The sequence below is a fragment of the Mycobacterium sp. E735 genome, from assembly GCF_001666955.1.
Classification (GTDB): Bacteria; Actinomycetota; Actinomycetes; order Mycobacteriales; family Mycobacteriaceae; genus Mycobacterium.
In genome coordinates, this window is sequence record NZ_LZIX01000230.1 from 1 (window position 1) to 21,238 (window position 21,238).

At 68.7% G+C, this 21,238-nt stretch carries 18 protein-coding genes and 1 pseudogene; 15 read left to right on the forward strand and 4 right to left on the reverse strand.

The window, feature by feature from the left end; all coding sequences use genetic code 11:
• The 7 genes from pafA to A5704_RS18825 all read left to right on the forward strand — a co-directional run.
• Nucleotides 1-1,315 (forward strand): Pup--protein ligase (gene pafA / locus A5704_RS18795; protein WP_067754988.1); only part of this gene is annotated, 1,315 nt, incomplete at its 5' end.
• Between the two features lie 189 nt (nucleotides 1,316-1,504).
• Entirely contained in the window at nucleotides 1,505-2,500 is a 996-nt protein-coding gene (locus tag A5704_RS18800) for a YafY family protein (RefSeq protein ID WP_067890429.1), read from the forward strand.
• The gene (locus A5704_RS18805; protein ID WP_067890432.1) at nucleotides 2,497-3,468 is read left to right on the forward strand and encodes a YafY family protein; all 972 of its coding nucleotides are present in this window, start codon (nucleotides 2,497-2,499) and stop codon (nucleotides 3,466-3,468) included. Before A5704_RS18800 ends, A5704_RS18805 begins: the two co-directional genes overlap by 4 nt.
• 72 nt (nucleotides 3,469-3,540) lie before the next feature.
• Nucleotides 3,541-3,828: a Sec-independent protein translocase subunit TatA gene (tatA, locus tag A5704_RS18810; RefSeq protein WP_067754997.1), complete on the forward strand. Its 288-nt coding sequence runs from the start codon at nucleotides 3,541-3,543 to the stop codon at nucleotides 3,826-3,828.
• Between the two features lie 45 nt (nucleotides 3,829-3,873).
• Complete coding sequence (tatC, locus tag A5704_RS18815) at nucleotides 3,874-4,842, forward strand: twin-arginine translocase subunit TatC (RefSeq protein WP_156737703.1); 969 nt, start codon at nucleotides 3,874-3,876, stop codon at nucleotides 4,840-4,842.
• Nucleotides 4,832-7,636, forward strand: a complete 2,805-nt coding sequence (locus tag A5704_RS18820) for an RNA helicase (RefSeq protein WP_067890435.1) — start codon at nucleotides 4,832-4,834, stop codon at nucleotides 7,634-7,636. The genes tatC and A5704_RS18820 overlap by 11 nt, the downstream gene beginning before the upstream one ends.
• 81 nt (nucleotides 7,637-7,717) lie before the next feature.
• On the forward strand, nucleotides 7,718-8,458 hold the full coding sequence (locus tag A5704_RS18825) for a DUF4333 domain-containing protein (RefSeq protein ID WP_067755000.1): 741 nt from the start codon (nucleotides 7,718-7,720) through the stop codon (nucleotides 8,456-8,458).
• Nucleotides 8,459-8,462: 4 nt separating this feature from the next.
• Here the strand turns inward: A5704_RS18825 and A5704_RS18830 are convergent, their stop codons facing one another.
• Entirely contained in the window at nucleotides 8,463-9,443 is a 981-nt protein-coding gene (locus tag A5704_RS18830; protein WP_067782887.1) for a 5'-3' exonuclease, read from the reverse strand.
• A gap of 102 nt (nucleotides 9,444-9,545) precedes the next feature.
• On the opposite strand from A5704_RS18830, the gene A5704_RS18835 reads away from it, so the two are divergent.
• The 4 genes from A5704_RS18835 to A5704_RS29295 all read left to right on the forward strand — a co-directional run bounded on the left by A5704_RS18835 (nucleotide 9,546) and on the right by A5704_RS29295 (nucleotide 15,922).
• On the forward strand, nucleotides 9,546-10,673 hold the full coding sequence (locus tag A5704_RS18835; protein WP_067782884.1) for a Xaa-Pro peptidase family protein: 1,128 nt from the start codon (nucleotides 9,546-9,548) through the stop codon (nucleotides 10,671-10,673).
• Nucleotides 10,674-10,708: 35 nt separating this feature from the next.
• Nucleotides 10,709-12,976, forward strand: coding sequence for an alpha/beta hydrolase-fold protein (locus tag A5704_RS18840; protein ID WP_067890437.1), 2,268 nt, complete (start codon nucleotides 10,709-10,711; stop codon nucleotides 12,974-12,976).
• An 88-nt stretch (nucleotides 12,977-13,064) separates the two neighbouring features.
• On the forward strand, nucleotides 13,065-15,662 hold the full coding sequence (locus tag A5704_RS18845; RefSeq protein WP_067890440.1) for a hypothetical protein: 2,598 nt from the start codon (nucleotides 13,065-13,067) through the stop codon (nucleotides 15,660-15,662).
• Nucleotides 15,659-15,922 carry a hypothetical protein gene (locus tag A5704_RS29295; RefSeq protein WP_082950447.1) on the forward strand — a complete coding sequence of 88 codons (264 nt, stop codon included), beginning with the start codon at nucleotides 15,659-15,661 and terminating at the stop codon, nucleotides 15,920-15,922. The genes A5704_RS18845 and A5704_RS29295 overlap by 4 nt, the downstream gene beginning before the upstream one ends.
• Before the next feature lie 79 nt (nucleotides 15,923-16,001).
• Here the strand turns inward: A5704_RS29295 and A5704_RS18855 are convergent, their stop codons facing one another.
• Nucleotides 16,002-16,415 (reverse strand): F420-dependent biliverdin reductase, encoded by a 414-nt coding sequence (locus A5704_RS18855; RefSeq protein ID WP_067755029.1) that lies wholly within the window; start codon nucleotides 16,413-16,415, stop codon nucleotides 16,002-16,004.
• Between the two features lie 35 nt (nucleotides 16,416-16,450).
• Between A5704_RS18855 and A5704_RS18860 the strand changes: the two genes are divergently transcribed.
• The 4 genes from A5704_RS18860 to A5704_RS18875 are packed head-to-tail and all read left to right on the forward strand — an operon-like array spanning nucleotide 16,451 to nucleotide 19,846.
• Nucleotides 16,451-17,200: an SDR family NAD(P)-dependent oxidoreductase gene (locus A5704_RS18860; protein ID WP_067890445.1), complete on the forward strand. Its 750-nt coding sequence runs from the start codon at nucleotides 16,451-16,453 to the stop codon at nucleotides 17,198-17,200.
• A complete protein-coding gene (locus tag A5704_RS18865; RefSeq protein ID WP_067890449.1) occupies nucleotides 17,197-18,369 on the forward strand; it encodes a bifunctional cobalt-precorrin-7 (C(5))-methyltransferase/cobalt-precorrin-6B (C(15))-methyltransferase in 1,173 nt (390 codons plus the stop codon). The genes A5704_RS18860 and A5704_RS18865 overlap by 4 nt, the downstream gene beginning before the upstream one ends.
• Nucleotides 18,366-19,121 carry a precorrin-4 C(11)-methyltransferase gene (gene cobM / locus A5704_RS18870; RefSeq protein ID WP_067890476.1) on the forward strand — a complete coding sequence of 252 codons (756 nt, stop codon included), beginning with the start codon at nucleotides 18,366-18,368 and terminating at the stop codon, nucleotides 19,119-19,121. The genes A5704_RS18865 and cobM overlap by 4 nt, the downstream gene beginning before the upstream one ends.
• The gene (locus A5704_RS18875; RefSeq protein WP_067755047.1) at nucleotides 19,121-19,846 is read left to right on the forward strand and encodes a cobalt-precorrin-6A reductase; all 726 of its coding nucleotides are present in this window, start codon (nucleotides 19,121-19,123) and stop codon (nucleotides 19,844-19,846) included. Before cobM ends, A5704_RS18875 begins: the two co-directional genes overlap by 1 nt.
• On the opposite strand, the gene sigC is transcribed toward A5704_RS18875, so the two are convergent.
• Both sigC and A5704_RS29570 read right to left on the reverse strand, forming a co-directional pair.
• Nucleotides 19,843-20,400, reverse strand: coding sequence for an RNA polymerase sigma factor SigC (sigC, locus tag A5704_RS29300; RefSeq protein WP_231969178.1), 558 nt, complete (start codon nucleotides 20,398-20,400; stop codon nucleotides 19,843-19,845). The two genes, A5704_RS18875 and sigC, sit on opposite strands and share 4 nt — an antisense overlap.
• 147 nt (nucleotides 20,401-20,547) lie before the next feature.
• A pseudogene (locus A5704_RS29570) lies at nucleotides 20,548-21,216 on the reverse strand (DUF2275 domain-containing protein); the annotation flags it as partial.
• Nucleotides 21,217-21,238: the final 22 nt, after the last annotated feature.

Consider the following 21,238-nt stretch of genomic DNA (forward strand, 5'->3'; position numbering starts at 1 on the left):
CTGCACGTTCCACGGCCATCGCCGGCTGTCGCCGGACGAGGTCGCCCGATACCTGTTCCGGCGCGTCGTGTCGTGGGGGCGCAGCTCGAACGTTTTTCTTCGCAACGGCGCCCGCCTGTACCTCGACGTGGGCAGCCACCCCGAGTACGCGACGGCCGAGTGCGACAGCCTGGTGCAGCTGGTCACCCACGACCGGGCCGGCGAATGGGTGCTGGAAGACCTGCTGATCGACGCTGAGCAGCGGCTGGCCGACGAGGGCATCGGTGGCGACATCTACCTGTTCAAGAACAACACCGACTCGGCGGGCAACTCGTATGGCTGCCACGAGAACTACCTGATCGTGCGGGCCGGCGAGTTCTCCCGGATCTCCGATGTGCTGCTGCCGTTCCTGGTCACGCGCCAGCTGATCTGCGGGGCCGGCAAGGTGCTGCAGACCCCCAAGGCGGCGACGTTCTGCCTGTCGCAACGCGCCGAGCACATCTGGGAGGGCGTCTCCTCGGCCACCACCCGCAGCCGCCCGATCATCAACACCCGAGACGAGCCGCACGCCGACGCCGAGAAGTACCGGCGGCTGCACGTGATCGTCGGCGACTCCAACATGTGCGAGACCACCACCATGCTCAAGGTGGGCACCGCCGCGCTGGTGCTGGAGATGATCGAGGCCGGCGTCCCCTTCCGTGACTTCTCGCTGGACAACCCGATCCGCGCCATCCGCGAGGTCAGCCACGACATCACCGGGCGGCGGCCCGTGCGGCTGGCCGGCGGCCGGCAGGCCAGCGCCCTGGACATCCAGCGCGAGTACTACAGCCGCGCCGTCGAACACCTGCAGACCCGCGAGCCCAACGCCCAGATCGAACAGGTCGTCGACCTTTGGGGGCGTCAGCTGGACGCCGTCGAGAGCCAGGACTTCGCCAAGGTGGACACCGAGATCGACTGGGTGATCAAGCGCAAGCTGTTCCAGCGCTACCAGGACCGCTACAGCATGGAGCTGTCCGACCCGAAGATCGCCCAGCTGGACCTGGCCTATCACGACATCAAGCGCGGGCGCGGCGTGTTCGACCTGCTGCAGCGCAAGGGCCTGGCGGCGCGTGTCACCACCGACGAGGAGATCGCGGAGGCCGTCGACCACCCGCCCCAGACCACCCGGGCGCGGCTGCGAGGCGAATTCATCAGCGCCGCTCAGGCTGCGGGCCGCGACTTCACCGTCGACTGGGTGCACCTCAAGCTCAACGACCAGGCCCAGCGGACCGTGTTGTGCAAGGACCCCTTCCGGGCGGTTGACGAGCGGGTCAAGCGGCTGATCGCCAGCATGTAGTTTCTGGTCACAGCTGCCACACCCGTCGCTCGTACCCACCGATGCGCGCCACGACTTGATATCGCGGGCGCTATCAAATCCGTCGAGCCGGTGGTCCCGGCGAACTAGTGACTGATGTGCCAATTGTGAAAACTGCGACTCGCCGGCCGGTGCAGGCGCACCACGGGCGACGGTTATAACCTGGTGCGAATGGCGACCTCGAAAGTCGAGCGGTTGGTCAATCTCGTCATCGCCCTGCTGTCCACCCGCGGCTACATCAGCGCGGAGAAGATCAGGTCCAGCGTGGCCGGTTACGCGGACAGCCCGAGCGCCGAGGCCTTCTCCCGCATGTTCGAGCGGGACAAGAACGAGCTGCGCGACCTGGGCATCCCGCTCGAGGTGGGCAGGGCGTCGGCCATGGAGCCCACCGAGGGGTACCGGATCAATCGGGACGCCTACGCGCTGCCGGCGGTCGAGCTGACTCCCGACGAGGCGGCCGCGGTAGCCGTCGCGACCCAATTGTGGGAGTCGCCCGAATTGATCACCGCCACCCAGGGTGCGCTGCTCAAGCTGCGCGCCGCGGGCGTGGACGTCGACCCCGATGCGCCGGTGGCGATCGCCTCACCCGCCGGGGTGCCCGGGCTGCGCGGTTCGGAAGAGGTTCTCGGAATCCTGCTGTCGGCCATCGATTCCCGGCAGGCGGTGCAGTTCCCGCACCGGCCCTCGCGCGCCGAGCCGTACAGCGTGCGCACCGTGGAGCCGTGGGGCGTTGTCACCCAGAAGGGCCGCTGGTACCTGGTGGGTCATGATCGCGACCGCGACGCCACCCGGACCTTCCGGCTGTCGCGGATCGGCGCCGAGGTCCGGCTGATCGGCCCGGCCGGGGCGGTGGTGGTGCCCGCGGATGTGGATTTGCGCCATATCGTGGCCCGGACGATCGCCGAGACGCCGACCGGTGGGCAGGCGCGGGTATGGGTCGCCGACGGGCGGGCCACCGCGCTGCGGCGCGCCGGGAGGTCCACCGGCGCGCGGCAACTGGCCGGCCGCGACGGGGAGGTGATCGAACTGGAGATCGGGTCCAGCGACCGGCTGGCGAGCGACATCGCCGGCTATGGGGCCGACGCGGTCGTGCTCGAGCCGCAGCAGCTCCGCGACGACGTCCTGGCGCGGCTTGGCTCCCACCTGGACGGCGGGGGGCTGTCGTGACCGCCATATCCACACGCCTGGTCCGGCTGCTCAACATGGTGCCGTACTTCCAGGCCAACCCGCGGGTCACCCGCGCCAAGGCCGCCGCCGACCTCGGGGTGTCCGCCAAGCAGCTGGAAGAGGACCTCAACCAGCTGTGGATGTGCGGCCTGCCCGGCTACTACCCGGGCGATCTGATCGACTTCCAATTCGCCGGCGACACCATCGAGGTCACCTTCTCCGCGGGCATCGACCGGCCCCTCAAACTCACCTCGCCCGAGGCCACCGGTCTGCTCGTGGCCCTGCGCGCGCTCGCCGACATTCCGGGCGTTGTGGATCCGGAGGCGGCGCGCAGCGCGATCGCCAAGATCGAGGCCGCGGCGGGTGCCGTCGGGCAGGACGCCACCGGGTCGGCGGCAGCGGTCGACGAGCAGGCACCCGCGGAGAGCCACGCCGCGGCCGCGGTGCGCACCGCGGTGCAGTCCAAACACGCGCTGGCCATCGACTATTACTCCGCGTCGCACGACACCCTGACCAGCCGGATCGTCGACCCCATCCGCGTGCTGCTGATCGGCGGCCACAGCTACCTGGAGGCCTGGTCGCGGGAGGCCGAAGGGGTGCGGCTGTTCCGTTTCGACCGGATCGTCGACGCCACCGAGTTGGACGATCCGGCGGCGCCCCCCGAGCTGGCGCTGCAGGCGCCCCCGGACACATCCCTGTTCGACGGGGACCCGTCGCTGCCGTCGGCCAAGCTGCGGATCGCGCCCTCGGCGTCGTGGATGTTCGAGTACTACCCGATGCGCGAAGTGCGGGAGCTGCCGGACGGGTCCTGCGAGGCGGTGATGACCTACGCCTCCGAGGACTGGATGACCCGCCTGGTGCTGGGCTTCGGGTCGGCCGTGCGGGTGCTTGAACCGGAGTCGCTGGCAGTACGTGTCCGGGATGCGGCGGCGGCGGCCCTCGAGTCCTACCGGGCGCTTGCCCCCTGAGGCCACGGCGCGGGCGGTCCGGTGTATCGCCGCGCTGCGGTAGCATCGGGTAGACGTCTGGAGGTAATCAAAGTGGGCAGTCTTAGTCCGTGGCACTGGGCGATCCTCGCCGTGGTGGTGATCCTGCTCTTCGGTGCCAAGAAGCTCCCCGATGCAGCACGTTCGCTGGGCAAGTCGATGCGCATCTTCAAGTCTGAGCTGCGCGAAATGCAGACCGAGAACAAAGCGGAGTCGTCGGCTTTGGAGACCAACAGCGCGACCAACAGCGCCCCCTCCGCGGCGAACCCCACTCCCGTGCAGTCGCAGCGTGTCGACGCTCCGGCGGCCGAGCAGGGGCACACCGAAGCACGCCCGGCGTAGCCCGCCGTCATCGTCGCGGGGCCCGAGCGCTACTGAACGAGCGTCGTGAAAGTTTTCAAGGTTTCAGCGCGCACTGCCGGCGTGCTGAAGCGTCTCAATCCGCGTAACAGGCGCAGCCGCACCAACCCCGACGCGACGATGTCGCTCGTCGATCACCTGACCGAGCTGCGCACCCGGTTGCTGCTGTCGCTGGCCGCCATCTTGATCACCACGATCTTCGGGTTCTTCTGGTATTCGCACTCGCTCTTCGGGCTGGAAAGCCTCGGCGAGTGGCTGCGCCACCCGTACTGTTCCCTGCCCCAGTCGGCGCGCGCCAGCATCAGCGCCGACGGTCAATGCCGCCTACTGGCCACGGCGCCGTTCGACCAGTTCATGTTGCGGCTCAAGGTCGGGCTGACCGCCGGGGTGGTGCTGGCCTGCCCGGTGTGGTTCTACGAACTCTGGGCGTTCATCACGCCGGGGCTGTACCAAAAGGAGCGTCGCTTCGCGGTCGGATTCGTGATTCCCGCGGCGGTGCTGTTCGTCACGGGCGCGATCCTGGCCTACTTCGTGTTGTCCAAAGCGCTGGGCTTCCTGCTGACGGTCGGCAGCGACGTGCAGGTGACCGCGCTGTCCGGGGATCGGTACTTCGGGTTTCTGATCAACCTGCTGGTGGTGTTCGGGGTCAGCTTCGAGTTCCCGTTGCTCATCGTCATGCTCAACATGACGGGCGTGCTGACCTACGAGCGGCTCAAGTCCTGGCGGCGCGGCCTGATCTTCGGGATGTTCGTGTTCGCCGCGGTTTTCACGCCCGGGTCCGATCCGTTCTCGATGACCGCGTTGGGCGTGGCGCTGTCGGTGCTGCTGGAGTTCGCCATCCAGATCGCCCGCCTGCATGACAGGCGGAAGGCAAAGCGCGAAGCGCAGACAGCGATCCCGGACGACGAGGCCTCGGTCATCGAGGCGCCCGCACCGATACACGAGCCGGCGCGGGAGCCGTCGTTCACCGCCGGTCAGCATGACGATGTCACCTAAACCGTCGGTGCCGCAGGACGCAACGGAGCTCGTCGAGCTGACCCGGTTCACCGCCGAATTGCCCTTCGCGCTCGACGGTTTCCAGCAGCGCGCATGCGCGGCGCTGGAACGAGGCCACGGCGTGCTGGTGTGCGCTCCGACCGGCGCCGGCAAGACGGTGGTGGGGGAGTTCGCCGTGCACCTGGCGCTGGCCGCCGGCGGCAAGTGCTTCTACACCACGCCACTCAAGGCGCTGAGCAACCAGAAGCACACCGATCTGATCGCGCGCTACGGCCGCGACCGGATCGGCCTGCTGACCGGTGATATGTCGGTGAACGCCGACGCCCCCGTGGTGGTGATGACCACCGAGGTGCTGCGCAACATGCTTTACGCCGATTCGCCTGCGCTGCAAGGGCTTTCCTACGTCGTGATGGATGAGGTGCATTTCCTGGCCGACCGGATGCGCGGCCCGGTGTGGGAGGAAGTGATCCTGCACCTGCCCGACGAGGTGCGGGTGGTCAGCCTGTCGGCGACGGTGAGCAACGCCGAGGAATTCGGCGGCTGGATCCAGACGGTGCGGGGCGATACCACCGTGGTGGTCGACGAGCACCGGCCGGTGCCGTTGTGGCAGCACGTGTTGGTGGGCAAGCGGCTCTTCGACCTTTTCGACTACCGCAGCTCGGAAGCCGGCGGGCAGCCGGTCGCCGGCCACGAGGCGCGCGTCAGCCCGGACCTGGTGCGCCACATCGCGCATCGCCGGGAGGCCGACCGGATGTCGGACTGGCAGCCGCGGCGCGGGCGCGGTGGACGCGGCGCGCCCGGCCGGCCGCGGTTCTACCGGCCACCGGGGCGGGCGGACGTGATCGCGACGCTGGACTCCGAGGGGCTGCTGCCGGCGATCACGTTCGTGTTCTCTCGAGCCGGCTGCGACGCCGCCGTCCAGCAGTGTCTGCGCTCGCCGCTCCGGTTGACCACCGAGGAGGAACGGGCGCAGGTCGCCGAGGTGATCGACCACCGCTGCGGCGATCTCGCCGACGCCGACCTGGCGGTGCTCGGTTACTACGAGTGGCGGGAGGGGCTGCTGCGCGGCCTGGCGGCCCACCACGCCGGGATGCTGCCGGTGTTCCGGCACACTGTCGAGGAGCTGTTCACCGCCGGTCTGGTCAAGGCGGTGTTCGCGACCGAGACGCTGGCGCTCGGCATCAACATGCCCGCCCGCACGGTGGTGCTCGAGCGGCTGGTCAAGTTCAACGGCGAGCAGCACATGCCGCTGACACCCGGGGAGTACACGCAGCTGACGGGCCGCGCCGGGCGGCGCGGCATCGACGTCGAGGGTCACGCGGTGGTCCTGTGGAATCCCACGGACGAGAACACCGAGCCGTCCGCCGTGGCGGGCCTCGCCTCCACCCGCACCTTCCCGCTGCGCAGCTCGTTCGCCCCGTCGTACAACATGACGATCAACCTGGTGCAGCAGATGGGGCCCGAGCAGGCGCACCGGCTGCTGGAGCAGTCGTTCGCCCAGTATCAGGCCGACCGCTCCGTCGTCGGCCTGGTCCGCGGAATCGAGCGCGGCAACGCGATGCTCGCCGAGATCGCCGCCGAGCTGGGCGGCCCGCAGGCCCCGATCCTCGACTACGCGCGGCTGCGCGCCCGCATTTCGGAGATGGAGCGCGCGCAGTCCCGCGCGTCGCGTCTGCAGCGCCGTCAGGCGGCCAGCGACGCCCTGGCCGCGCTGCGGCGCGGCGACATCATCAACATCACCCATGGCAGGCGCGGCGGGCTGGCGGTGGTGCTGGAATCGGCTCGCGACGGCGATGACCCGCGCCCGTTGGTGCTCACGGAAAACCGCTGGGCGGGAAGGATTTCCACGGCCGACTACTCGGGCGCGTCGGCTCCGGTCGGGTCGATGCCGTTGCCCAAGCGGGTCGAGCACCGCCAGCCGCGGGTCCGGCGTGACCTGGCGTCGGCGCTGCGGTCGGCGGCGGCCGGGCTGGCCGTTCCGGCCAGGCGCCGCGGCGGCCGTGGCGACCACGACGGGGCGTTTCACGACCCGGAGCTGGCCTCGTTGCGGGAGGAGCTGCGCCGGCACCCGTCGCACAACAGCGCCGGGCTGGAGTCGCGAGTCCGGCAGGCCGAGCGGTATCTGCGCATCGAACGGGACAACGCGCAGCTGGAGAAAAAGGTTGCCGCCGCGACCAATTCGCTGGCGCGGACCTTCGACCGGATCGTCGGCCTGCTCACCGAGCGCGGCTTCATCCAGGGCCCGGAGACCGATCCCCACGTCACTGACGACGGCCGGCTGCTGGCCCGCATCTACAGCGAGAGCGATCTGCTGGTCGCCGAGTGCCTGCGGACCGGCGCGTGGGCCGATCTGAAACCGCCCGAGTTGGCGGCGGTGGTCTCGGCGGTCCTGTACGAGAGCCGCGGTGGTGAAGGCCCGCGCGCGGCGTTCGCCGCCGAGGCGCCCACTCAGCGGGTGCGACAGGCGTTGCAGCAAACGTCGCGGCTGTCGTACGCGTTGCGCTCCGACGAACAGACCCATCGGATCGCGCCGAGCCGGGAACCCGATGACGGCTTCGTCAACGTCATCTATCGCTGGGCCAAGACCGGTGACCTGGCCGCGGCCCTGGCGGCCGTCGACCCGGCCGGCGCCGGCTCGCCGCTGCTGGCGGGTGATTTCGTCCGCTGGTGCCGCCAGGTGCTGGATCTGTTGGACCAGGTCCGCAACGCCGCCCCCGATCCCGATTTGCGGGCCACGGCCAAGCGCGCCATCAATGACGTTCGGCGCGGCGTCGTCGCTGTTGACGCCGGGTAGGCTGTGCCGAAGCTACCGTAGATCCAATCAATCACAACGCCGAGAGTGCGTGCCAAGACACTAAGGGGCTGAGGAGAGACGATGAGCGGACCGCAGGGACCGGAGCAGCAGTGGCAACCGCCCGGCCAAGGTAGCGATCAGTCGTCCGAACCGACCCAGGTCGGTTCGCCGTGGCAGCAGCAGCCGGGCCAGGAGGCGACGTGGCAGGCCCCGGCCTACACGCCGCCCGCCGAGTACCCGCAGTACCAGCAGCCGGCCGAACAGGCGTATCCGCAGCAATACCCCCAGCAGCCCGGCTACGCGCAGCCCGGCCAGTACGCGCAGCCCGGCCAGTACGGCCAGCCGGGTCAGTACGGCCAGCCGGGGCAGTACGGGCAGCCGGGCCAGTATGGCCAGCCCGGCCAGTATGGCCAGCCCGGGCAGTACGGGCAGCCGGGCCAGTACCCGCAGCAGTACGCGCCATATGAGCAGCAGCCGCCCAAGAAGCGGTCGGTCGCCGTGATCGCCGGCGTGGGCGGGGTGATCGCCTTCCTGCTCATCGCCGTCGTGCTGGTGCTCGGCTTCTGGCAGCCCGGGTTCTTCGTCACCACCAAGCTGGACGTGAATAAGGCGCAGGCGGGTGTGCAGCAGGTCCTTTCCGACGAAACCAACGGTTACGGCGCCAAGAACGTCCAAAACGTCAAGTGCAACCACGGCCAGAACCCGACCGTCAAAAAGGGCGCCACGTTCGACTGCGACGTCAGCATCGACGGAGCCCCCAAGCACGTGACGGTGACCTTCCAGGACAACAAGGGCACCTACGAAGTGGGCCGCCCGCAGTAGTCGGTCAGTCCGGCAGCGCGTCGAGCGCCTTCTGCAACCGCCCTATCGACGACCCGACGCCCAGTCGGGTCGCCAGCTCCGCGGTGCGGTGCGGGTCGTCGGCCGCCAGCGGCAGGGCGTCGGTCGGGGTCGACAGGCTGACGGGTGCGTCGGTGGCCACCCGGACCACTTGTTCCGCGGCGTCGATGTAGTCCGTCGCGCCCAGCAGTTTCGAGCGCAGACCCTTGGCCATCTTCGATTTCGGATCGTGGGCGGCCGCCAGGATCTGTTCGAGCGAGCCGTGCTGGGCCAGCAGGGTCGCGGCCGTCTTCTCCCCGACACCCGGGACGCCCGGCAGGCCATCGGAGGGATCGCCGCGCATCAGCGCGAACTCGGCGTAGGCGGCGCCGGCCCGGTGTTCGGGCACGCCGTAGTGTTCGGCGACCTCCGCCGGACCGAACAGGGTGGCCTTGGTCAGCCCCCGGCCCAGGTAGAGGACTCGGACGGGCACCGGATCGTCGGACACCACCTGCAGCAGGTCGCGGTCGCCGCTGACCACCACCACGGGGTCGCGGCGTTCGCGGGCGGCCAGCGTGCCGAGCACATCGTCGGCCTCGAAACCTTCGGCGCCCGCCGTCGGGATGCCGAAGGCGTCCAGCAACTCCATGATCATGTCGATCTGCGGCGTCAGATCGTCGGGGACCTCCTCGACGTCGGGTTCGCCCTCGGGCTCGGCTTCCGCGACTCGATGCGCCTTGTAGGACGGGACGAGGTCCACCCGGAATTGCGGCCGCCAATCCAGGTCCAGGCAGACCACCAGCCGGCTGGGACGCTGCTGGCTGATCACGACGGCCATCGAGTCGATGAATCCGCGGACGGCGTTGACCGGCCGGCCGTCGGGGGAGGTGATCGACGACGGCACCCCGAAATACGACCGGAACCACATGCTGGCCCCGTCGAGCAGCAATAGCGGCGGTTCGCCGGTCGTACGTGGGGCCGATGGCATGCGGGTTATCGTCTCACGCTGCCGGGCGTCGGCTTCTCGTCGACCACCCAACGTAATCGGCGCACCAAGTCGGCGTTCGTCGGACCGGTTAGCCTGGCTGCCATGGAATCTCATCGGTTCGACACCGGGGTGTATGCCCACCGGCTGGCGGCGGCGGCCGCCGCGACCGCCGACGCGGGGTTGGCCGGCCTGGTGATCACTCCCGGGTACGACCTGCGCTACCTGGTGGGGTCGCGCGCCCAGACGCTCGAGCGGTTCACCGCGCTGGTGCTGCCGGCGTCCGGGGACCCGACGGTAGTGGTGCCGCGGCTGGAGCTGGCGTCGCTCAAGGGGTCGGCGATCGCGGAACTGGGTCTGGCGGTGCGGGATTGGGTCGACGGGGACGACCCCTACCAATTGGTGGGCGCCGCGTTGGGGGGTGCTCCCGCCGCGACCGCCGTCACCGACTCCATGCCGGCGCTGCACCTGCTGCCGCTGGCCGGTGTCCTGGGGGTATTGCCGATCCTGGCCACCGGCGTGATGCGGACGCTGCGGATGGTCAAGGAGGAATGCGAGATCGATGCGCTGCGCAAAGCCGGCGCGGCCATCGACCGCGTGCACGCTAGGGTGCCGGAGTTTCTGGTTCCCGGCCGCACCGAGGCCGACGTGGCCGCCGACATCGCGGAAGCGATTGTCGCCGAGGGCCATTCGGAGGTGGCGTTCATCATCGTCGGCTCCGGTCCGCACGGCGCGGACCCCCACCATGGCTACTCGGACCGCGAACTGCAGGTGGGTGACATCGTCGTCGTCGATATCGGCGGCGCCTACGAGCCGGGTTATCATTCCGACTCGACCCGCACCTACAGCATCGGTGAGCCAAATCCTGAAGTAGCACAACATTATTCGGTGCTGCATCGGGCACAACTGGCGGCCGTGGATGCGGTGCGCCCGGGCGTGACGGCCGAACAGGTCGACGCGGCGGCGCGCGATGTGCTTGCTGCCGCCGGACTCGGGGAGGTGTTCGTGCACCGCACCGGCCACGGCATCGGGTTATCGGTGCACGAGGAGCCCTACATCGTCGCGGGCAACAACCTGCCGCTGGCCGCGGGCATGGCCTTCTCGATCGAGCCCGGGATCTATTTTCCGGGCCGGTGGGGCGCCCGCATCGAGGACATCGTCGTCGTGACCGAAGACGGCGCCCTGCCCGTCAACAACCGGCCGCACGAGCTCATCGTGGTGCCGGTGCCGTAGCAGCCGAGGCGCACCGGCGCGTACGTTGGGGCTTGATGTCACTTCTGGATTTGACTCTCCTCCCGATCCGCATCGCACGCCACATCGCCGACACGCTGGTCCATCCCGCCGCGACGGCACCGGCACCAGCAGCTGAGCTCGTCGTGGTCGACGGCATGCCCGAGGGGGTGCCGCCGGCGGCGCTGCGCCCAGAGCCGCAACTACCGGTGCCGTCGGGATGGCCGTTCGGGGAAGAGTTTCCGCGCACGTGCGGCGCGGGCCGGTTGGCCGGCGGTGCCCTGTTCTGGACCGACTTTCTGTACGACGACCACGGGGCGACCGGCCTGCCGATCGGTGACCTGAAAGTGCAGGCGCCGCCGCGCGGCACCTACATCTATCCCGACGGCCCGGCGGCCCGCAACGGCGCCGACATCTTCCGGGTGGCGGTCGGGCTCACCGCGACCCACACGTGGTGGCGGATCGACTGGAACACATTGTTGGACGCGTCGGTCCCCATCGCCCTGTTCACTTTCGACACCGGTCCCGCCCGCAGCGCGCCGGAGCAGTGGCCCGCGGGGGCCGGGGTGCGCTCGCCCGGGATCGACATGGCCCTGCTGGTTTCCGGTAGCGGAGCCGCGCTGATCGACCTGACCACCCGGTCCACGACGCCGGTGCAACACAGCGTCGACATGGGGTCCCGATCGTTTATCGCGCAGGTGCCGCGGGCCGTGCTGGAGCCCGCCGGCAGCTGGACGGTGCGGCTGGCAGCGGGGCTGGCCAACGCGGCGGGCGACGGGTTCGCCGACGTGCCGGCCGAGCATGGCGCGCTGCCCGGGCAACCAAACGTCTATAACGTCGCGTTTCGCACGACCGAGCAGGAGGCGCCGCACCTGAATTTCTGGTCGGATGCCGCCCAGGCCGACGCGCTGACCCATGGCGACGTGTCGAAGTTCGCCCTGACCGTGGAGTGGGATCGGTTGGCAGCCGGCGAGACCGAGCCCGAGCCGGTGATCACCGGGCCGTCGACCCGGTGGTACGTGTCCTCGATCGAGCTGGGTCAGGGCTTGGAACAAGGGTGGGCCGCCGACGACATCTTGAGCACCAAGCCGCAGTTCCTCGGTCGGGTGCAGCCGTATTCGGTATGCCTGCCATCGAGTTTCAAGCCGGGCCGGACGCTGCCGTTGACCCTGCTGCTGCATTCGCTGGCGCTGGGGCAGAGCCAATTCGCCGCGATCGACCCCCGCCTGCTGCACGAGGTGTGCGAGGGGCGCGACTCGGTGGTGATCACGCCGCTGGCCCGTGGCCCGTCGACGTGGTACTTCGACACCGGAGAACTGGATGTCTGGGAAGTGTGGGCGCGCGTCGCCGAACAACTGGGCACCGATCCCAATCGCACGGTGATCTCCGGCTACTCGATGGGCGGCTACGCGGCTTACAAGCTGGGATTGACCTACCCGCAGGTGTTTTCGCAGGCGGTCGTCCTTGCCGGCCCGCCGACGTGCGGGGTGCGGCTACTTCCCGACGTCGACATCCCGGCCGACCTCGACCCGGACTCGCCCTGTGCCCGCGAGGGCGACACGTGGAAGCTGCTGGTCAACGCACGCTGGCTGCCCTATGTGATCGCGCACGGGTTGGTCGACGAGCTGGTGCCGTTCCCGTCGGCCGCCGAGCAGGCCCTCGAACTCGATCGGCTGGGCTACCGACATCGCTTCACGGTGTATCCGCTCGAGGATCACCTCGCCTGGGTGTTGCAGGACAAGTTCGAAGACCCGATCGCCCACATGGAAACCGGCCTGCGCCAGGCCGATCCGGGGCACATCACGTTCGCCTGGCACCCGCAATTGGTGCGCGACGACCTGGGCATCGGGCCGCATCGGGTCTGGTGGTTGTCCGGCCTGGCCGCGGACCCTGCGGTGACGGCGCGGCGCGGGGCCATCGCCGAAGTCGACGCGCGTTCGTATGCGCGCCCTGACCCGACACACACCGTTCGGCACCATCGCGGGTTCGTGCTGAACTTCGACCCGACCCCGGGCGTGTACAGCGAATTGGACTGGCGGGTAGGCCCGCCCGTGAGTCCGCTGCCGTATCTCACGCTGCGGCTCACTGGCGTCGCCGCAATCACGGTGGATGTGCGGCGCGCTGGCCTGGCCACGTTGCCGGCGTCGACCATCATGATGGCCACCGATACCGCCGCGCGGATCACGCTGAGCGGCCTGCCCGCCGGGGTCAGCGTTCACCTCGACGGCCAACCGGCCGAACCGACCGTGGCGGTGCCGGTGGGACGGCACCGCATCACGCTGGCCGCGCGGGCTGTTGATAAATGAGTTGCGGCTTTGCAGAGATCCTCGCTAGCTTTTCCAAGCCATCATTGGGTGAATAGCGGCCGCGCGCGGTTCCGGCGAGAATTCGCGCGTGGCTCCGTTGGTGGTTGATCCCGAGGCGATGTTCGTCGCGGGGAGCGCCGTGGATGCTGTCGGCGAGGGCTTGGCGGCAGCATTGGGACCGCTCACCGCGGGCTTCGGGATCAACAGCGGCCAGGATGCGGCCGGGTTAATGTTCGGGTTGGGGTATCAGAATGCGGCCCAGTCGCTGCTGAACGGGGCGGCGGCCGGCATCTTCGCGTGCAGGTACCTGGGGGCCAAGGTGCAGCTGTGCGCGTCCAATTACTCGCGGGCCGAGGCGGCATCCAATGTCCGAGGGAGCGGCCACATGCTGCCGACGCCCGCGCAACCGCAGGACTTCCCGCCTCCGGGCCGCCCCGGGACCGTGGGCGCCGGGGTCGCTCAACCGCTGCTGTGGGCCGTGGTGGAGGCGCTGGTCGACGACGTCTGGCCCAACGGCAACGGGGTCGGAATGCACGCGGCTGCCGGATGTTGGCGAGGCTTCGGCGATGCACTTCGTGCGGTGGGGCACGGGCTTGACGGTCCGAAGTCGGTGGTCGCCGGGCAGCAGGTCCCCGAAGCTCAATTGGTGCAGCAGGTGTTGTCCGAACTGGGCAGCAAATTGGAGAAGCTGGCCGGTCGGTGCGACGACCTGGCAAAGGCTCTGGACGAATTCGCGAACGTTGTGGAGAACGCACAGAACAAGATTCGGGATCTCTTGGGCCGCCTGGCAGGCCTGACCAACCTTGCCCATGACGTGATGTTGATTTTCGAAGGCGATGCGGCCGATGAGCTGGAGAAGATCGTGCGAGACATCAACGACGTCCTGGACAACATGAAGCGGGAAGCGCAGGCCCGCGAGCACGTCATCAAAACGGGGATGCAGATCATCGACGGTCTGGTCGGCGACCTGAAAACCTACGTGCGCGGGCAGCTGGTCGAATTTCTGGGCGAGACCGTCGGCAAGTTCGTGGCGGATGACTTCGCCCTCACCGCGGATGCCGGTGAGGGAATCTTCAAGAGCGCAGTCGGCATTGCCGAATTGCAGGACCAGCTTGACCCGAGCCGGTTCGCCTTCGATCCCAAAGGCGTTGCGGCCAGTTGGGCGGCACTGGATCAGAGTGCGTTCAAATCCATTCCTGTGTATGCGCTTTTCGACCCGAAGGGCGCCGCGAAGAACGACTTAGGAGTCTTGAAAGGTCTTACCCACTGGGATGATCTGACCTCTGGTCGGCCCGGGCTGGGGATCGGGGAAGGCATCTTCGACGGCATGACATTCCTGCTGGGCGGCGGTTTGGCGAAGGCGGGATCGGAAGGTGCGGAGGCGGCGGGTGCTGAAGCCACCGAGGAGGCTACCGAGGGCGAGAAGGCGGCCCAAGGCGCCGCAGGCGCGGCCGGCGAATTGAACGGGGTTGGCGGCACGCTCGCTGATATCGCGACGAACGGCGCCGACCTCACGAAGGGCCTTCAGAATCTCGGCGAAGATCTGCCTAAGGGAGATCCGCTCCCTGGCGGCAGCGCGGTGGCTCTGCCGCCAGGGAAGTTGCCCGAGGTGCCGGTCGAGTCGGCGCCCCACCCGCCGGTTCAACCTCACGGCCCGGCAGATCCGGCGACGGTGCCTCCCGAATCACCCCGAGGGGCCGGCGAGCGACCCGCCCCCGAACCGGTGGGGGGTTCGCACGAGCCGGCTCCGGGTGGAGGTCCACGTGAGCCGGTTACGGCTCCTGGTGCCACTGCGCAGGCTGGGCACGCGGTGGGCGATCGCATGGCATCCGCCGTGCTGCGGCTGGTCGACCATTCGCCGACGCAGCTTCCGGTGTCGCCCGCAAGACCGCCCTTCGAGCCGGCATCCGCCGCGCATTCACCGCGACCAGCTCCGTCCGCGCCGTCCAGCGCGCCGCCCGCCGGGCCGCATTTTGCGTCCCCGAGCGGCCACCCGGCCGAGATGCCCGCACCTGGCGGAGGGCATGTGCCTAATGACGGGCTGCCTCCCGGCGAGCATCCGCATCGAAAGCCGCCGCACGAGGGGAAGCCCGATGAGCACGATGACGGTAAGTCGGGTGACGATCGGAATGGTAGGTCTGACGGGGACGATGGCAAGGATCACGCGAGCAACGAAGACGCCTCATCCGATGGAATCAGCGCAGAAAAGCGGAGTGAGATCATCGCGATGCCGAAAGGCAGTCGACCTGATCCTTCCGAATATTTATCGCCGGACTATATAAAGAACCATCTGCAAAAATTTAGCGATGGTGCTACCCGTTTCATGCCGGCAAGTAACCTCGAGAAATATGGCATTGCTCAGAGAGACGGAACATCGTTCGTAATGCCGCGGAATGAAGCTGATGCAATGCTCGAGGCTTCGGGTGGAAACCTAAGAAGCATGGAAAACGAACTCGGCTTACCCGAAGGCTTCCTTGATTCTAACAACCTTGTCAGGATCGATATCGCAGACCCCGGGGAGTACCACTTAAGAATGCCTTCCGGTAATGAGGCCGGTGCAAATGAACAATGGATTCCAGGTGGTGTCCTCCCCGATGGCGCGTCTGAGGCTGTCATAGACGGTGGAGAAATACCGCCTGATGACTATACTGTAACGAACATCTTCGACCAGAAAGAGATCAGATGACGTTTGACGACACCTATTTCTCTCGAGAAGATAGGTACTCGCTCGGCGTAGAGTCGGAGTCGGGCAGGTATTATGCTTCACTACCGGTAAGCAATGGCGTCGTAGATTATGAAGAATACTACGAACTCACCCCTGATGAATACGATCACTTGCTGCACGATAGGAATGCTGCAATAGAGTTCATCGAAGCATGCCGTAGGCGAGCGCACGATGACCTTCTCATCCAGAAGCCCGGCAGAAACCGAGGAACCCCGGTCTAAAAGAAATGCACGAACAAAGACCTCGTTAAGGGCCGCCGGAAGGGTGCCGCCGGTCTCAGGCAAACCCGGGCAATCAGCCCTACGTCTCGCCCCGATCCAGCAAGCCCGACGACCCGAGCACCCGCTCCACGTGCACCTCGATGACCACCCGCCGCGGGTTGGGCCGTGGGGTGCGGTAGCGCTGGGCGTAGCGGAGTTCGGCATCGCGGACGGCGTCGGCATCGCTGTTGACCTTGGACCGGCCCTCCAGCGACAACCACCGCGCGCCGTCGACCTGACTGAGCACCGCCACCCCGCCGCGGTCGGCGTTCACCGCCTTCTGCGAGCCGCCGGTGGTGATCACCCGGGCGATGTGCGTCTTCGGGTCGAAGGTGAACCCCACCGCCACGACATGCGGCGAATTGTCGGCTCGCAGCGTGGTCAGCATGGCCAGATGCCGTTCGGACAGGAACGCCAGCGCATCGTCGGTGAGCCGGGTAGTGGTATTCGCCATCACCGCCCACGCTAGCGCAGGACATAATCGCAGCCGTGGGCGACACGGGCGCGGGACCAGTACTAGTCCTGGGCGGGCGCAGCGAGATCGGCATCGAGCTGGCCCGCCTCCTGGCGCCCGGGGCGACGGTGGTGCTGGCGGCGCGCAAGGCCGACCAACTCGACGACCAGGTCGCCACGCTCAAAGCCGCCGGTGCCAAGACGGTGCACACCAGAGAATTCGACGCCGACGACCTGGATTCCCACGGCGCCCTGGTCGCCGCGGTCATCGCCGACCACGGATCCATCGCCACCGCGATACTGGCCTTCGGAATCCTCGGCGACCAAGCCCTCGCCGAGACGGACGCCGCCCACGCGGTCGCCGTCGTGCACACCGACTACGTCGCCCAGGTCAGCATGCTCACCCACCTGGCGGCCGCGATGCGCGAGGCCGGCACAGGCCGACTGGTCGTGTTTTCCTCGATCGCGGGCGCTCGCGTGCGTCGCGCCAACTACGTCTACGGCTCGGCCAAGGCCGGCCTGGACGGCTTCGCCAGCGGCTTGGCCGACGCCCTGCACGGCACCGGCGTCAAACTGCTGATCGCCCGCCCGGGTTTCGTGATCGGGCGCATGACGCAGGGCATGGATCCCGCGCCGCTGTCCAGCACACCCACCCAGGTGGCCAAAGCGACCGCGCGCGCGCTGGCCAAGGGCCGACGCACCGTGTGGATCCCCTGGGCGCTGGGGCCGGCTGCCGCCGTGATGCGGCTGCTGCCGCAGTTCGTCTGGCGCAGGATGCCGCGATGATCATCGTGGTGGGCATCGGCGCCGACGGCATGGCCGGGCTCGCTCAGACGTCTCGCGATGAATTGCGAAGGGCGACAATAATCTACGGATCGAAAAGGCAACTCGACCTGCTCGACGAAACGCTAACCGCACCCCGCCGGCAGTGGCCCTCGCCGATGTTGCCCGCGCTGCAGACGCTGCTCGACGACCACACCGCGGACGTGCATGTGGTGGCCAGCGGCGACCCGCTCCTGCACGGCATCGGCGGAACGTTGATCCGGCTCCACGGCCCCGGGCGAGTCCGGGTGCTGCCGCACGTGTCCTCGGTGACGCTGGCGTGCGCCCGAATGGGCTGGAACCGCCACGACACGGAGGTGATCAGCCTGGTCACCGCGCAACCGCACACCGCGGTCCGCCGCGGCGGCCAAGCCGTCGTGCTTTCGAAAAACGCCACCACACCGAGAGAACTCGCCGCTCTCCTCGACGCGCACGGCCGCGGCGACTCCGAGTTCACCGTTCTGGAAAACCTCGGCGGCCCAACCGAACAGCGTCGTGACGGCACCGCAAGCCACTGGGCCGCTGAGCCACCCGATGACGTCGACGACCTCAACGTCATCGCCATCCGATACCTGCCCGACGAACGGACGTCGTCGCCGCCCGACGAAGCGTTCGCCCACGACGGGCAGATCACCAAACACGGAATCCGCGCGGTGACACTCGCGGCACTGGCCCCGCGCCCGGGTGAACGCCTCTGGGACGTCGGCGCGGGCTCCGGCAGCATCAGCGTCGAATGGTGCCTTATCGGAAAAGGTTGCAGCGCGGTGGCTTTCGAGCGGGACGAACGACGTCGCGACAACATCGCAGCCAACGCCGCAGCATTCGGCGCCCCCATCGACGTGCGCGGCGAGGCCCCGGGCGCGTTCGGCGGCACCGAGCCGCCGTCGGCGATCTTTATCGGCGGCGGCCTCACCCAGCCCGGCCTGCTCGATGCCTGCCTCGGCGCGCTGGCGGCCAGCGGGCGCCTCGTCGTCAACGCCGTCACCGCGGAATCCGAAGCCGTTGTAGTGCAGGCTTATTCGCGCTTAGGAGGCCAACTGCGACGCTTCCAGCACTATCACGGCGAGCCGCTCGGCGGCTTCACCGGATGGCGGCCGCAGATGCCGGTCACCCAGTGGACGATGACGAAATGACGGTCTATTTCATCGGAGCGGGTCCGGGCGCCGCCGACCTGATCACCGTCCGCGGCCAGCGACTGCTCGAGTCCTGCCCGGTATGCCTGTACGCGGGGTCGATCATGCCCGACGATCTGCTGGCGCTCTGCCCGCCCGACGCGAAGATCGTCGACACCGGACCGCTGACGCTGGAGCAGATCATCACCGAACTCGCCGACGCCGACGCGGCCGGTCACGACGTGGCCCGGCTGCATTCGGGTGACCCGTCCCTCTACAGCGCGCTGGCCGAACAATGCCGACGGCTCGACGCGCGGGGCATCGACTACCAAATCGTGCCCGGCGTACCGGCTTTCGCCGCGGCTGCGGCCGCGCTGAAGCGGGAGCTCACCGTCCCCGGCGTCGCCCAGACGGTGACGCTGAGCCGGGTCGCCACCCTGTCGACCGCAATGCCGGCCGGTGAGGACCTGGCCAGCCTCGCCCGTTCGGGCGCGACCCTGGTCCTGCACCTCGCGGCGGCCCAGATCGACGCCATCGTCCCGCAACTTCTCGACGGCGGCTATCGACCCGAAACACCGGCCGCGGTCGTGGCTTTCGCGAGCTGGCCGCAAGAGGTGGTGCTGCGCGGCACGCTCGCCGACCTCGCCGACCAGATGCACCGGGCCGGCATCACCAAGACCGCGGTGATCGTCGTCGGCGACGTGCTGGCCGCCGAGGGGTTCACCGACAGCTACCTGTATTCGACCGGGCGGACGCGGGGGAGCCGGCACTGATGCGAGTGCTGCTGCTCGGCGGCACGGCCGAAGGTCGCGCGCTGGCCAAGGCGCTCCACCCGGACATCGACATCGTCAGCTCCCTGGCAGGGCGGGTACCCGACCCCGCGTTGCCGGTCGGTCCCGTCCGCATCGGCGGCTTCGGGGGCGTCGAGGGGCTTCGGCGCTGGCTGCTCGACGAGCGTATCGACGCGGTGGTCGATGCGACCCACCCCTTCGCGGCGGCCATGACGGCGCACGCGGCGCAAGCGTGCGGTGAACTGTCGATGCCGCACCTGGTGCTGGCCCGTCCGGCGTGGGAGCCCGGCTCCGCGATCGTGGTGGAATCCGACTTGCGGGCGGCGGAAACCGTTGCGCAAGAGCGATTTTTGCGGGTATTTCTCACCACCGGGCGTTCGGGGACCAGGGCCTTCGCCGGCAGCGACGCGTGGTTTCTGATCCGCGCGGTCACCGAACCCGACCCCTCCTCGCTGCCGCGCCGCCACCAGCTGGTCCTGTCCCGCGGGCCGTATCGCTACGACGGCGAGGTCGCGCTGATGCGGGAACACCACATCGACGCCCTGGTCACCAAGAACAGCGGTGGGGCGATGACGCGGGCGAAGCTGGATGCGGCCGTGGCGCTGGGCATTCCGGTGGTGATGGTCGCGCGGCCGCCGCTGCCGCCCGGGGTGACGGCGGTGGCCAGCGTCGACGAGGCCGTCGAATGGGTGACGCGGCTGAATTAGCCCGTCAGGTCGTCGCGCTCGACGTCTGCGGCCAGCAGCGCGTCACGGGCGCGCGCGACGCGGGACCTGATGGTGCCCACCGGGCAGCCGCACACCGCCGCCGCGTCGGCGTAGGGCAAACCCAACAACTGGGTGAGCAACAAGGCTTCTCGTTGCTCGGCGGTGAGTCCCGCGATCATCGTGGTGACCTCGACCAGGTCTTCGAATCCGCGGGCGTGGCGATCGCCGCGCATCACGTGTTCCGGGTCGGCGCCCGGGGCGGAGCGCGGCCGCGACTGGACGTGGCGGATGTGGTCGGCCACCACGCGTCGCGCGATGGAAAGCAGCCAGGTCCGGGCGCTCGAACGCCCGGAGAACCGTTCGATCGCCCCGATCGCGCGCAGGAACGTCTCTTGAGTCAGGTCGTCGGCGCTGCCCGCGTCCGACAGATAGGTGACGAACCGCCACACGTCCTGCTGGGTGGCCTTGATGAACGCCTCGAGCGCCCGGTCGTTCCCACGCGCGGCGGCCAACGCGAGCTCGGTAACGGCCTCGTCATCGCTGGACGCGATCATGGCGAACCACCTTTGTTTCGCGGGCTCAGTGAGTCTACGACGGCCTGTCGTAGCGGCTGCGGCGGGGTCGGCGGCGGACCGGTTGATGGGCCACAGGTGAGCGCGGCGCCTGACTGCGGGGGACTCGGCTGGCCAGGCCGCGCCGTCCGCAGCATCGGACGCGCCCATCCGGTCCGATCGCACCCGTTCCCGCGCCACCAGCAACGCGAACGCGAGGCCCAGCAGCAGGGGCATGTGGCTGGCGATGCGCGTCGCAGTGACCTCGCCGGCGAACGCGTCGACGATCACGTAACCCAGCAGCGCGACCGAATAGACGCCCGTAATCGCCGCCACCCCAATCGCGGTGACCGGCCAGACGCCGGCGGCCACCATCGCCAGACCCAATGCCAGCAACCAGGCGGTGGACTCGTGCATCAGATGCTCGCCGGACATCGCGCCGTGCATGTGGCTGGACACCATGCCGAAATCGACACCGCTGATCTGCGCGGCGGCGATCGCCACCTGGAACAGCCCGACCGCGATCAGTCCCCACCGCCGGTAGTGCGAACGCAGCCAACGCATCCTGCGCTGGTGGCCGGAGGACTCTTCGCCAATGTTCGCCATGATTCGCGACACCAGGTCGGGCCCGTCGACCGGCTCGACCGACGCCAGCCGGCGGGTCTGCGCGGCGGCGCCGATGAGCCAGGAGCGGCAGCGCCGGCACGATTCGAGATGGGCATCGACCTGCCGCGCGAGCGCCTGGGGACGCTCGCCGTCCAGTCGGGCCGAAAGCGCCTCACGCGCCGCGTCACACCGCATCCCTGCATCGTTGCGCATGCCCGGGCCGGGCGCAAAGAGC